Here is a 13,727-nt window from a genome sequence, read left to right as displayed (position 1 = left end):
GGCTCGACAGGAATTATTTGAACTGCGAGTTGAACCGCGGACGGTGTCCGTCCGCGGCCAGGAAAGTCGTTGCGCTTAGAACGTACGGGCCTTCGGCGGGAACGATTCGACGGTCAGCGGCTGCATTTGCACCGGCTTGTAGTCGAGACGGTTGTTCTCCGAGTACCACAGGGTGTGGCGCAGCCACTTCTGGTCGTCACGGTTCGGGAAGTCGCGGTGCGCATGTGCGCCACGGCTTTCGTCACGTGCAGCTGCCGAGGTGATGGTTGCCTTGGCCACTTCGATCAGGTTGTCGACTTCCAGCGCTTCCACGCGGGCGGTGTTGAACACCTTCGACTTGTCGTCGATGTAGATGTCGGCAGCGCGAGCCGTGATTTCGTAGATGTCCTTCACACCCTTGTCGAGCAATTCCTGGGTGCGGAACACGCCGCAGTGGTATTGCATCGACTTGCGGATGTCGCCAGCGACCAGCTGCGTCTTTTCGCCGCTGGTACGCGATTCCAGGCGCGAGGTGCGGCCCAGCGTGAAGTCGGCGGCGTCGCCCGGCAGCGGCTGATGCGCATGCGCATGAACGGCTTCGGACTTGACGATGTGGTTGCCTGCAGCACGACCGAAGACGATCAGGTCGAGCAGCGAGTTGGTACCCAGGCGGTTTGCGCCGTGGACCGACACGCAGGCGCATTCGCCGATTGCATACAGACCGTTGACCACCTTGTTCTCGCCATTGATGGTCGTGACCACCTGGGCGTGAATGTTGGTCGGCACGCCGCCCATCTGGTAGTGAATGGTCGGGACGACCGGAATCGGTTCCTTGATCGGATCGACGTTGCCGAACTTGATCGCGATTTCGCGGATCGACGGCAGACGCTTCTGGATCACGTCGGCACCCAGGTGATCGAGCTTCAGCAGCACGTAGTCACCGTTGGGGCCTGCACCGCGACCTTCCTTGATTTCCTGGTCCATCGAGCGCGACACGAAGTCACGCGGTGCCAGGTCCTTCAGCGTGGGCGCATAGCGCTCCATGAAGCGTTCGCCATCCTTGTTCAACAGGATGCCGCCTTCGCCACGCACGCCTTCGGTAATCAGCACGCCCGCGCCGGCCACGCCGGTCGGGTGGAATTGCCAGAATTCCATGTCTTCCAGCGGCAGACCTGCACGTGCCGCCATGCCCAGGCCGTCACCAGTGTTGATGAAGGCGTTGGTCGAGGCTTGCCAGATGCGGCCTGCACCGCCGGTGGCCAGCACCGTGGTCTTGGCTTCGAAGATGTAGATCTCGCCGGTTTCCATTTCCAGCGCGGTCACGCCCAGCACGTCGCCGGCCTGATTGCGGATCAGGTCGAGCGCCATCCATTCCACGAAGAACTGGGTGCGCGCAGCGACGTTGCGCTGATACAGCGTGTGCAGCAGTGCGTGGCCGGTACGGTCAGCAGCAGCACAGGCGCGTTGCACCGGCTTTTCGCCGAAGTTCGCGGTGTGCCCACCGAACGGACGCTGGTAGATGGTGCCATCCGGGTTGCGGTCGAACGGCATGCCGAAGTGCTCAAGCTCGTAGACTGCATTGGTGGCTTCACGGCACATGTATTCGATGGCGTCCTGGTCACCCAGCCAATCCGACCCCTTGACGGTGTCGAACATGTGCCAGTACCAGTTGTCTTCGCTCATGTTGCCCAGCGATGCACCCACACCACCCTGCGCGGCAACGGTATGCGAGCGCGTCGGGAAGACTTTGGACAGCACGGCGACATTCAGGCCAGCCTGGGCGAGTTGCAGCGAGCAACGCATGCCGGAGCCGCCGGCACCGACTACCACCACATCGAACTGGCGGCGCGGGAGAGATTTCTTGACTGCGGCCACGGCTCAGATACTCCAGAGAATTTGTGCGGCATAGATGACAGACGCCACCAGCCAGAGAACGGTCAACACCGTCAGGAACAGACGCAGGCCCAGGTGGCGAACGTAGTCCATCCAGATGTCACGCACGCCAACCCAGGCGTGATAAGCGAGCGACACGAAGGTCAGGAACGCGAGCATCTTGCCGAGCGGGAAGCTCAGCACGGTGAAATTGAAAACACGTACCCAGTTCGAGTAGGTGAATTCCGGCATGATCAGCACGGCGACCAGCAGAACCAGGGTGTAGACCGCCATGATGATGGCGGTGACGCGCTGGGCGATCCAGTCCGTCAGACCGTAGTGCGCACCGACGACGAGGCGCTTGGAACCAAAATTTTTCGCAGACATCAGAACACTCCGAACAACTTGAGACCGAATACCAGGGTCAGCAGCAGGCTGGCCACCAGCACCGAAGCGGCACTCTTTTGCGCGGCGTACTTTTCGGTTCCGATGTGCATGTCGAGCACCAGGAAACGGATACCTGCACAGAAGTGATGCAGATACGCCCAGATCAAACAGAGGGCCACGAGCTTGACGAGGGGGTATGACACGATGTCGCGGAACTGCATGAAGGACGTCTCGGACAGCACGCTCTTCTCGAACAGGGGCAACAGGATGATGGGCAGAGCCAGGAACAGACCGATGCCGCTGATGCGATGAAGAATCGACACCTTGCCGGCGAGCGGCAAGCGGTACGACGCCAATTGCGTTAGCGACAGATTGCGGAACTGCGGACGGGGTTTTGCAGCGGAGTCGGACATTACGACCTCAGAGAAAGTGACAAGCTTGGTGCCGGCTGCGGGCGGGATGGACAGACACATGGCACAGACAGAAACACCTGACACCATCGGCGTGCGCATGATGCACGCTTCCCGTTACATTGCGCAGCAGCAGGCTGCAGCCCATACGCAGGAATCGCATGATTCCAACGTTGGCGGGCGACCGAATTCAGAAAAACGCGCTATTTTCGCGCATCGCCCCCCTTGCATCAAATCGTTTCATCCGCGGCACATCCTGGCGTATCAATTCAGACTATTCCGGTAGTAATGATCCGCCGTGATGTACAAGCCACGACGAAGCTCGACCGGACGGTCGCCATAGGTGTAGGAGACGCGCTCGACCGACAGCAACGGCAGCCCGGCGGCAACGCCAAGCACGCTTGCATCGGCGTCAGAGGCGGCTACCGCACGGATCTTTTCTTCAGCACGGATCATGCTGATGCCGAATTCGGTCTCGAACAATCCGTACATCGGCCCGCGGTACACAGACAGGCGTTCGTAGCTCAGACCCTTGAACAAGGTACCGGGCAGCCAGATTTCGTCGAGAATGGTCGGCACGTCGTTGAACGACAGCACGCGGCGAACTTGTACCACGCTGTCGCCCGCCCGCAGCTCAAGCATGCGTGCAACGTCTGCCGGCGCACGCAGACGGCGGCATTCCAGGACGCGACTGGACGCAGGTGACGGGTTGCCGTTGTCGGGAGCCAGACGCAGGAAACGGAAACGCACCTGCTCTTCATGGTGCGTTGCAACGAACGTGCCCTTGCCTTGCCGACGGACCAGGATATTATCGGCAGCCAGCTCATCGACCGCCTTGCGGACGGTGCCCTGGCTGACTTGGAATCGGGCTGCCAGATCCATCTCGGAAGGGATTGCCTCGCCTGGCTTCCACTCGCCACGGTCGAGTCCCTGCAGGATAAGGGCCTTGATCTGACGGTAAAGCGGGCTGAATGCGGCTCCCGTGGCGCTTCCAGCGCGTGGTGCGCGGGCGTCCTGGCCGCGTGCTCGGCGGGAGGCGGCGTGGGGAGTACGGATTGCTGACATGCAGCGATTGTGTCACAGCCGGCATCAAAGTGTCCATTCAGACCCATGTCTTACATAAGACATAAGATATAAATATTGACGCCCCCAGGCTCTTTTCCTACACTGGGTAGCCATGTTCATGAATGCCCGCCGAGCCACCTTGCGTTACGCCTTTTCCCAGGCGTGCCCTCACGAGGGCGACCTATTCCCCAGCGCCGGCGGCGCGTCCCCTGATCTACATTATTCCCCCATCTGCCGCGATACCCCCGCTGACTCGTCTGCGGCATGGTCACGGCAGTACACTTTGACCCCCACCCCCTTCTTCCCGCTTCGGAGATATACATGACCAAGCCCGCTGTGCGCGTCGCCGTAACCGGCGCCGCCGGCCAGATCGGCTACGCCCTGCTGTTCCGCATCGCCTCCGGCGAAATGCTCGGCAAGGACCAGCCGGTCATTCTCCAACTCCTCGAAATCCCCGACGAAAAGGCGCAAAAGGCGCTCAAGGGCGTGATCATGGAGCTGGATGACTGCGCTTTCCCGCTGCTGCAGGAAGTCACTGCACACGGCGATCCGCTGACCGCCTTCAAGGACGCAGACATTGCCCTGCTGGTCGGTGCCCGTCCGCGCGGCCCCGGCATGGAACGCAAGGACCTGCTGACCGTCAACGCACAGATTTTCACCGCTCAAGGCAAGGCACTGAACGCCGTCGCCAGCCGTGACGTCAAGGTGCTCGTGGTCGGCAACCCGGCCAACACCAACGCCTACATCGCCCAGCAATCGGCACCGGACCTGCCGGCCGAGAACTTCACCGCGATGCTGCGTCTGGATCACAACCGCGCACTGTCGCAACTGGCCGCCAAGACTGGCAAGCCGGTGGCGTCGATCAAGAAGCTGGTCGTCTGGGGCAACCACTCGCCCACGATGTACCCCGACTACCGTTTCGCCTCGATCGACGGCCAGGACGCCAAGACCCTGGTGAACGACGAAGCCTGGAACCGCGACACCTTCCTGCCGACCGTTGGCAAGCGTGGCGCAGCCATCATCGAAGCCCGTGGCCTGTCGTCGGCTGCTTCGGCTGCCAACGCCGCCATCGACCACATCCGCGACTGGGTGCTGGGCAGCAACGGTGAGTGGGTCACCATGGGCGTTCCGTCCGATGGTTCCTACGGCATCCCCGAAGGCATCATCTACGGCGTGCCGGTCACGACCGAGAACGGCAAGTACACGCGCATCAAGGATCTGGAAATCGACAGCTTCTCGCGCGAACGTCTGGACTTCACGCTGAACGAGCTGCTCGAAGAGCGCGACGGCGTCAAGCACCTGCTCGGTTAAGGCGCGCGGCCCACGATGACGCATCCCTCCAAGGTACTGCATGAAGCAGGCCGGCAGCCGGTCGTGCTGCCAGTGTGCGACCACTATGCTGGCTCCGAGAAACTGATGCGCAAGAGCCTCGCCCTGCAGGCCGAGCGCGGCGCGAAATCCGGCACGCCGGACTTCGATGTCACGCTCGACTGTGAGGACGGGGCGGCCGTGGGCCTGGAACGCGAGCACGCGTCGCTGGTCGGTGAGCTTGCCGCCAGCGACGCCAATAAGTTCGGACGCGTTGGCGTCCGGGTGCACAGCGTGCACCACCCCGCATTCATGGAAGACCTGAAGGTCATCCTGGGCCTGGCGGCCAACCGCCTAGCCTACATCATGATTCCCAAGGTCAATACTGCAAGCGACGTGACCAGTGCCGTCGATGCGGTAGACCACCTCAGCATGGTCGCCGGGCGCACAACGCCCCTGCCCGTCCATGTACTGATCGAAACGCACGGTGCCTTGCGCGAAGTGTTCCGTATCGCCGCGCACCCACGCGTCGAAAGCCTGTCGTTCGGGCTGATGGACTTCGTATCGTCTCATCGTGGCGCGATTCCCGCTGCCGCGCTGACGGCGCAAGGCCAGTTCTCGCACACGCTGGTTGCACGTGCCAAGGCAGAGATCGCTGCCGCCTGTCATGCCTATGGCAAAGTGCCCTCACACAATGTCGTGATGGAACTTGACCAGCCCGATCTGCTTGCCACGGCCGCACAACAGGCACATGCCCAGTTCGGCTTCACCCGGATGTGGAGTATCCATCCGGCACAGATTGCTCCGATCGTGTCGGCGTTTTCGCCCTCGTCGCAAGACGTGGCGGATGCTGAACGCATCTTGCTGGCAGCGCTTGAAGCCGATTGGGGCCCGATCCGCGACAGCGATGCGTCGGGCCAGGCCTCGCGGCTGCATGACCGCGCCAGCTACCGCTATTACTGGGATGTGCTACGCCGCGCTCGCGCGGCCGGCATTGCCCTGTCCTCGAATATCAATAACAAGTTCTTCCAGGAGATTTGAACCATGTCAGCCGGCAAACGTTTCCGCGAGGCGCTGGTCGCCGAGCAGCCCCTGCAAGTCATCGGGGCCATCAACGCCAACCACGCCCTGCTCGCCAAGCGTGCCGGCTACAAGGCGATCTACCTGTCGGGTGGCGGGGTTGCCGCTGGCTCGCTGGGATTGCCTGACTTGGGCATCAATACGCTGGACGACGTGCTGATCGACGTGCGCCGCATCACCGATGTCTGCGATACCCCGTTGCTGGTCGATATCGACACCGGTTTCGGCCCGTCGGCATTCAATATTGCGCGCACGGTCAAAAGCCTGATCAAGGCCGGTGCTGCCGCCTGCCACATCGAAGACCAGGCCGGTGCCAAGCGCTGCGGCCATCGTCCGGGCAAGGAAATTGTCAGCAAGCAGGAAATGGTTGACCGCGTGAAGGCTGCGGCAGATGCCAAGACCGATCCGGACTTCTTCCTGATTGCTCGTACGGATGCCATCGCCAGCGAAGGTTTGGACGCCGCGATCGAACGCTCGCTGGCCTATGTGGAAGCCGGTGCCGATTCGATCTTCGCCGAGGCCGCCTACGACTTGGACAGCTACCGCAAGTTTGTTGATGCCGTGAAGGTGCCGGTGCTGGCCAACATCACCGAATTCGGCAAGACGCCGCTGTTCTCGGTGCAGGAGCTGGCCGGTTCAGGCGTGTCTATCGTGCTGTATCCGCTGTCGGCGTTCCGTGCTGCCAACAAGGCTGCCGAAGCCGTCTACACCGCGATCCGTCTGGACGGCCATCAGAAAAATGTGGTCGGCCAGATGCAGACGCGCGAAGAATTGTATGAACGTATCGGCTATCACGAGTTCGAATCTCATCTGGACGCCCTGTACGCCCAGAAGCACGGCTGAAGCGGGATCAGTCCGGCAGCACGCATCGTCATCGACCAAGCATCGTATCAAGCAAGACGAATAACGATCACCCAGGAGAGACAAGTATGAGCGAACAAAAAAACGAACAACCCGCTGGCTTCAAACCCAAGAAATCCGTTGCGTTGTCTGGTGTCACCGCTGGCAATACCGCGCTGTGTAGCGTCGGTCGCAGCGGCAACGACCTGCACTATCGCGGCTACGACATTCTCGACATCGCCAACACCAGCGAATTCGAAGAAATTGCCTACCTGCTGGTCCACGGCAAGCTGCCGACCGAGGCCGAGTTGCGCGGCTACAAGGCAAAGCTGCGCAGCCTGCGCGGTCTGCCTGCCAGCCTGATGCTCGCCTTGGAAGCCCTGCCCGCCGCCAGCCACCCGATGGACGTGATGCGCACCGCGGTGTCCGTGCTGGGTTGCGTGCTGCCCGAGAAGGACGATCACAGCGTCCCCGGCGCGCGCGACATCGCCGACCGTCTGCTGGCATCGCTGGGCTCCGCCCTGCTCTACTGGTATCACTTCAGCCATAACGGCACCCGCATCGACGTCGAAACCGACGACGACAGCATCGGCGGTCATTTCCTGTCGCTGCTGCATGGCAAGACGCCGCAGGAAAGCTGGGTCAAGGCGATGCACACCTCGCTGATCCTGTACGCAGAACACGAATTCAATGCATCGACCTTCACCAGCCGCGTGATCGCTGGCACAGGTTCGGACATTTATTCCGCCATCACCGGTGGCATCGGCGCGCTGCGCGGCCCGAAGCACGGTGGTGCCAACGAAGTGGCCTTCGACATCCAGAAGCGTTATGACACGCCTGACGAAGCCGAAGCCGACATTCGTGCGCGCGTGGAAAAGAAGGAAGTCGTGATCGGCTTCGGTCACCCGGTCTATACCGTTTCCGACCCGCGCAACAAGGTCATCAAGGAAGTCGCCAAGGAGCTGTCGGACGAAGCGGGCAGCACCAAGATGTACGACATTGCCGAGCGCCTTGAGACGGTCATGTGGGAAATCAAGAAGATGTTCCCGAACCTGGACTGGTTCAGCGCGGTCAGCTATCACATGATGGGCGTGCCCACCGCCATGTTCACCCCGCTGTTCGTGATTGCGCGTACGGCCGGCTGGTCGGCGCACATCATCGAGCAACGCATCGACAACAAGATCATCCGCCCGAGCGCCAACTACACCGGCCCGGAAGATCTGAAGTTCGTGCCGATCGGCGAACGCAAGTAAGTACAGGAAATAACGCAAGCAAGCAGGCAAAAAGACTCAGGCAACAGCCAAGGCAGCGTCAGCCGGCGGGGCATCAACTGCCCCGCCACCCAGACGACGCTGGCCATCAACGCGCAACCGCTAGGAGAGCCACAGCATGTCCGCCCCCGTGTCGAATATCCGCCCAGAAGCCGATCAGGTGCTGGTCGACATCGTCGACTATGTTCTCGACTACGAGATCGGGAGCGAACTCGCCTATGCAACTGCGCGCAATTGCCTGATCGACACGCTTGGCTGCGGGCTTGAGGCGCTGGAATATCCAGCTTGCACCAAGCTGCTTGGCCCGGTTGTGCCTGGCACCGTGGTGCCCAATGGTGCCAAGGTGCCGGGTACCCAATTCCAGCTCGATCCCATCCAGGCCGCGTTCAATATCGGCGCGATGATCCGTTGGCTGGACTTCAACGACACCTGGCTGGCCGCCGAATGGGGTCATCCTTCGGACAATCTGGGCGGCATTCTGGCAACCGCCGACTGGCTGTCACGCAACGCGGTCGCAGCAGGCAAAAAGCCGCTGCTGATGCGCGACGTGCTCACGGCCATGATCAAGGCCCATGAAATCCAGGGCGTGATTGCGCTGGAAAACTCGTTCAACCGGGTGGGCCTGGACCATGTGCTGCTGGTCAAGGTGGCATCTACCGCAGTGGTTTCCCAGTTGCTGGGCCTGACCCGCGAAGAAACCATCAATGCGGTATCGCTGGCCTGGGTTGACGGCCAGGCGCTGCGCACTTATCGTCACGCCCCCAATACCGGTTCACGCAAGAGCTGGGCAGCCGGCGACGCCACCAGTCGCGCCGTGCGCCTGGCATTGATCGCCAAGACCGGCGAGATGGGCTACCCGTCTGTGCTGTCTGCCAAGACCTGGGGCTTCTACGACGTGCTGTTCAAGGGCAATGCCTTCAAGTTTCAGCGTCCCTACGGCAGCTACGTGATGGAACACGTGCTGTTCAAGATCTCGTTCCCGGCGGAATTCCATTCGCAGACCGCCGTCGAAGCCGCGATCAGCATCCACGAAAAGTTGGCTGCGATGGGGCGCTCGGCGCAAGACATTGCCAAGATCACCATTCGTACCCACGAAGCGTGCATCCGCATCATCGACAAGCAAGGCCCGCTGGATAATCCGGCCGACCGCGATCACTGCATTCAGTACATGGTTGCCGTGCCAGTGTTGTTTGGCCGTCTGACTGCAGCAGATTATGAAGATGCAGTGGCCGTTGATCCGCGTATCGACGCCTTGCGTGAGAAAATCGTGTGTGTGGAAGACCCCGCATTCACGACCGATTACCACGACCCGGAAAAACGCTCGATTGCCAATGCGCTGACTGTCGAATTCAAGGACGGCAGCAAGTTGGACGAAATCGTTGTCGAATATCCGATCGGCCATAAACGTCGTCGTCACGATGGCATTCCGTTGCTGGAAGCGAAGTTCCGTACCAATCTGGCGCGCAGCTTCCCGACCAAACAACAGGACGCCATTCTGAAGGTGTCGCTCGACCAACAGGCACTGGAGAACACCCCGGTGCACGAATACGTCGACCTGTACGTAATTTGACTTCCCCACGTGGCCGGCGCCCCGCACGCCGGCCACGTCGACTTATGGGCTACCGACGCAAATCGGTTGCTTGAAATATCAGCGGAAATTCCTACGGAGGCTTTCATGCCGCATAACAGCTTCAATACATTGCAAGAATTCAAGATCGGCAAGAAAACCGGTCAGTACTACTCGCTGCCCGAACTGGGCAAGGCGCTTGGCGTCGCGGTCGAGCGCCTGCCGGTGTCGATCCGGATTGTGCTCGAAGCAGTGCTGCGCAACGTCGACGGCAAGAAGGTCACCGAGGAACACGTCCGCGAACTCGCCGCGTGGAAGCCCACCGCTGCACGTGAAAACGAAATCCCGTTCATCGTCGCTCGCGTCGTGCTGCAGGACTTCACCGGCGTTCCGCTGCTGGCCGACCTGGCCGCCATGCGCAACGTCGCACAAGCCATGGGCAAGAACCCCAAGACCATCGAGCCGCTGGTGCCGGTGGACCTGGTGGTTGACCACTCGGTGATGATCGACTACTTCGGTTCGCAGAAAGCCCTCGACCTGAACATGAAGCTCGAGTTCCAGCGCAATCAGGAACGCTATCAGTTCATGAAGTGGGGCATGCAAGCCTTCGATACCTTCGGCGTCGTGCCCCCGGGCTTCGGCATCGTCCACCAAGTGAACCTGGAATACCTGGCTCGCGGCGTGCACAAGAAGGAAAACGTCTACTATCCGGACTCGCTGGTGGGTACCGATAGCCACACCACCATGATCAACGGCATTGGCGTCGTTGGCTGGGGCGTGGGCGGTATCGAAGCTGAAGCCGGCATGCTTGGCCAGCCCGTGTACTTCCTGACCCCCGACGTCGTCGGCGTGGAACTGAAGGGCAAGCTGCGTGAAGGCGTCACCGCTACCGACCTGGTGCTGACCATCACGGAAATGCTGCGCAAGGAAAAGGTTGTCGGCAAGTTCGTCGAGTTCTGTGGCGAGGGCACCGCGACCCTGTCGCTGCCCGATCGCGCAACCATCGGCAACATGGCACCGGAATACGGCGCCACCATGGGCTTCTTCCCGGTCGACGACCGCACCATCGAATACTTCAAGGGCACGGGTCGTACCGCTGAAGAAATCGCTGCGTTCGAAGCCTACTTCCGCGCCCAGAACATGTACGGCGTGGCCAACGCTGCAGATATCGACTTCACCAAGCTGGTGACGCTCGACCTGAGCACCGTTGCCCCGTCGCTGGCAGGCCCGAAGCGCCCGCAAGACCGTATCGAAATCGGCAACGTCAAGACCAACTTCGCTGACCTGTTCAGCAAGCCGGTTGCTGAAAACGGCTTCTCGCAAGCCCCGGAAAAACTCGGTCAGGTCTTCAAGACCAGCACCGGTGCCGACATCCAGAACGGCGACGTGCTGATTGCAGCCATCACCTCTTGTACCAACACCTCGAACCCCAGCGTGCTGCTGGCAGCCGGTCTGGTGGCCAAGAAGGCTGTGGAAGCCGGTCTGACGGTCAAGAAGCACATCAAGACCTCGCTGGCTCCTGGATCCCGCGTGGTGACCGAATACCTGCAAAAGGCCGGTCTGCTGCCCTACCTGGAAAAGCTCGGTTTCGACGTGGCTGCCTACGGCTGCACGACTTGCATCGGTAACGCTGGCGACCTGACCCCGGAAATCAACGAAGCAATCAGCCAGAACGAACTGATCTGCGCGGCCGTCCTGTCGGGCAACCGCAACTTCGAAGCCCGTATTCACCCGAACATCAAGGCCAACTTCCTGGCCTCGCCCCCGCTGGTCGTGGCTTACGCCATCGCCGGCACGATCACCCGCGACCTGATGACCGAACCGGTCGGCCGCGGCAAGAACGGCGACGTGTACCTGGGCGACATCTGGCCGACCTCGGAAGAAGTCAATGCGCTGCTGAAGTTCGCCCTGGACCCGAAGGTGTTCAAGGAAAACTACGCACAGGTCAAGGACAACCCGGGCAAGCTGTGGGAGAAGGTCAAGGGCGTGAGCGGTCAGGTATACAACTGGCCCGATTCGACCTACATCGCCGAGCCGCCCTTCTTCGAAGACTTCGGCATGGAACCCAAGACCATGCCGCAAGTGCGCAACGCACGTGCCCTGGGTCTGTTCGGCGACTCGATCACCACCGACCACATCTCGCCGGCCGGTTCGATCAAGGATTCGTCGCCCGCAGGCAAGTGGCTGTCGGCCAACGGCGTGCTGAAGGCTGACTTCAACAGCTACGGCTCGCGTCGCGGCAACCACGAAATCATGATGCGCGGCACCTTCGCCAACGTACGTATCAAGAACCTGCTGATCCCGGCCAAGGCCGACGGTTCGCGCGTGGAAGGCGGCGACACCCTGTTCCAGCCCACCGGCGAACTGATGTCGATCTATGACGCCGCCATGAAGTACGTGGCAGAAGGCACGGCTACCGTCGTGTTCGGCGGCGAAGAGTACGGCACGGGCTCGTCGCGTGACTGGGCTGCCAAGGGCACCCAGCTGCTGGGCGTGAAGGCTGTGATCGCTCGCAGCTTCGAACGTATTCACCGCAGCAACCTGGTCGGCATGGGCGTGCTGCCCCTGCAGTTCAAGGCAGGCGAAAGCGTGCAGACCCACGGCATCACTGGTCAAGAGACCTACGACATCATCGGCCTGGAAGACGGCATCAAGCCCCAACAGGACGTGACGCTGGTGGTTCGCGCCAACGACGGTACCGAGAAGCGCATCCAGGTTCTGCTGCGCATCGACACCCCGATCGAAGTCGATTACTACCAACACGGCGGCATTCTGCCCTTCGTGCTGCGTCAGTTGCTGGCTGCTGCATAAGCTTGCTGCCAAGGCACCTGCGCCCCGTGCGCAGGTGTCGGTGGTGGACTCAGTGGATCAGGTCAGTCGTTGAGATCCACCACCAGATGAAGCAGTAAGCTGAGAGGCCTTCCTTCGGGAAGGCCTTTTTCATTTCACCTGCGCGCCGTGGTGACGATGAAGGAACGGATGGGTCCCGAACATCCGTCGCGTTTCTCGGCGATGAGACTGCGCAGAGAGAACTCGACCGGTGTTCGACAATGCAGCAGCTCAAGCAGCCTTGCGAGAAATCCCTGTCGCCATGCGGATGAAACCGTCGAAGGCCCGGTCGGAAAGCAAGCGGCGCATGAAGATCATGGGTTTGGCACCGAAGCCGACGGCATAGCGCGTCTTGGGCCGGCGGGCACTGACGGCCTTGCCGATCGTATCCGCGATCAACTGAGGCGGCGACTGGCGCTTGCGGCTAGCCTCGCCCACCATCGCTTCAGCCATCGTGTTGGCTTGGCTGGCATAGGCACCCTGGCCCGAGGTCTCGCGCAACTTGTCTGCAGCGATACCCGCCCACTCGGTCTTAATGCCACCGGGCTCGATCACTACCACATTGATGCCGAAGGGCTCTACTTCCAGTCGCAGGCAGTCGCTGATTGCCTCCAGAGCGAACTTGGTTCCGTGGTACCAGGCACCCAGCGGAGTATGGATCTTCCCGCCCATGGAGGTGATATTGACGATGGTGCCTGAGCGTTGCTTGCGCATGTGTGGAAGCGCCAACTGCGTGAGGCGCACCGCACCAAAGACGTTTACGTCAAACTGTGCACGGGCCTCGTCGACGGAGACATCCTCGACGGCACCATAGGAGCCGTAGCCAGCGTTGTTGACCAGCACGTCGATGCGACCCGATCGGGCGATGATCTGCTGGATGCCGGCCTGTATCGAGTCGTCATCCGTGACGTCCATCGGCAGCACATGGATGCCCGCCGTCACCAAGGACTGCATGCGGCTTACCCGACGGGCCGCGGCATATACCGTGTAGCCGAGAGATTGGAGCTTCAGCGCGGTGGCTTCGCCAATGCCGGAAGACGCGCCTGTGACGAGGGCAACTGGGGTGGTCATGTCGGAAATCCTTGGTTCGATGGGTTGAAGCGCATGGCGACCCGGATA

General features: G+C 61.2%; 11 protein-coding genes. 6 read left to right on the top strand and 5 right to left on the bottom strand.

The annotated features are described in order from the left end of the window. Window positions 1–75: 75 nt before the first annotated feature. The 4 genes from sdhA to FXN63_RS10035 all read right to left on the bottom strand — a co-directional run bounded on the left by sdhA (window position 76) and on the right by FXN63_RS10035 (window position 3,713). Window positions 76–1,854 carry a succinate dehydrogenase flavoprotein subunit gene (gene sdhA, locus FXN63_RS10050; RefSeq protein ID WP_148814523.1) on the bottom strand — a complete coding sequence of 593 codons (1,779 nt, stop codon included), beginning with the start codon at window positions 1,852–1,854 and terminating at the stop codon, window positions 76–78. A gap of 3 nt (window positions 1,855–1,857) precedes the next feature. Further along, entirely contained in the window at window positions 1,858–2,241 is a 384-nt protein-coding gene (sdhD, locus tag FXN63_RS10045) for a succinate dehydrogenase, hydrophobic membrane anchor protein (RefSeq protein ID WP_148814522.1), read from the bottom strand. Continuing rightward, the gene (sdhC, locus tag FXN63_RS10040) at window positions 2,238–2,651 is read right to left on the bottom strand and encodes a succinate dehydrogenase, cytochrome b556 subunit (protein WP_148819143.1); all 414 of its coding nucleotides are present in this window, start codon (window positions 2,649–2,651) and stop codon (window positions 2,238–2,240) included. The genes sdhD and sdhC overlap by 4 nt, the downstream gene beginning before the upstream one ends. Window positions 2,652–2,912: 261 nt before the next feature. Further along, window positions 2,913–3,713: a GntR family transcriptional regulator gene (locus FXN63_RS10035; RefSeq protein ID WP_148814521.1), complete on the bottom strand. Its 801-nt coding sequence runs from the start codon at window positions 3,711–3,713 to the stop codon at window positions 2,913–2,915. Window positions 3,714–4,034: 321 nt separating this feature from the next. On the opposite strand from FXN63_RS10035, the gene FXN63_RS10030 reads away from it, so the two are divergent. The 6 genes from FXN63_RS10030 to acnA all read left to right on the top strand — a co-directional run bounded on the left by FXN63_RS10030 (window position 4,035) and on the right by acnA (window position 12,590). Then, window positions 4,035–5,024, top strand: a complete 990-nt coding sequence (locus tag FXN63_RS10030) for a malate dehydrogenase (protein WP_148814520.1) — start codon at window positions 4,035–4,037, stop codon at window positions 5,022–5,024. A 15-nt stretch (window positions 5,025–5,039) separates the two neighbouring features. Next, the gene (locus FXN63_RS10025) at window positions 5,040–6,062 is read left to right on the top strand and encodes an HpcH/HpaI aldolase/citrate lyase family protein (protein WP_148814519.1); all 1,023 of its coding nucleotides are present in this window, start codon (window positions 5,040–5,042) and stop codon (window positions 6,060–6,062) included. 3 nt (window positions 6,063–6,065) lie between these two features. Beyond that, window positions 6,066–6,944, top strand: coding sequence for a methylisocitrate lyase (gene prpB, locus FXN63_RS10020; protein ID WP_148814518.1), 879 nt, complete (start codon window positions 6,066–6,068; stop codon window positions 6,942–6,944). Window positions 6,945–7,030: 86 nt separating this feature from the next. After that, on the top strand, window positions 7,031–8,194 hold the full coding sequence (prpC, locus tag FXN63_RS10015) for a bifunctional 2-methylcitrate synthase/citrate synthase (protein WP_148814517.1): 1,164 nt from the start codon (window positions 7,031–7,033) through the stop codon (window positions 8,192–8,194). 136 nt (window positions 8,195–8,330) lie between these two features. Further along, entirely contained in the window at window positions 8,331–9,782 is a 1,452-nt protein-coding gene (locus FXN63_RS10010; RefSeq protein ID WP_148814516.1) for a bifunctional 2-methylcitrate dehydratase/aconitate hydratase, read from the top strand. Between the two features lie 105 nt (window positions 9,783–9,887). After that, window positions 9,888–12,590, top strand: a complete 2,703-nt coding sequence (acnA, locus tag FXN63_RS10005) for an aconitate hydratase AcnA (RefSeq protein WP_148814515.1) — start codon at window positions 9,888–9,890, stop codon at window positions 12,588–12,590. 249 nt (window positions 12,591–12,839) lie between these two features. Here acnA and FXN63_RS10000 read toward each other — a convergent pair whose 3' ends face one another. Further along, on the bottom strand, window positions 12,840–13,679 hold the full coding sequence (locus FXN63_RS10000) for an oxidoreductase (protein ID WP_148814514.1): 840 nt from the start codon (window positions 13,677–13,679) through the stop codon (window positions 12,840–12,842). Window positions 13,680–13,727: the final 48 nt, after the last annotated feature.

It is taken from the genome of Pigmentiphaga aceris (genome assembly GCF_008119665.1).
GTDB classification, from domain to species: Bacteria; Pseudomonadota; Gammaproteobacteria; order Burkholderiales; family Burkholderiaceae_B; genus Pigmentiphaga; species Pigmentiphaga aceris.
This window is presented reverse-complemented; position numbering and strand designations above follow the sequence as displayed.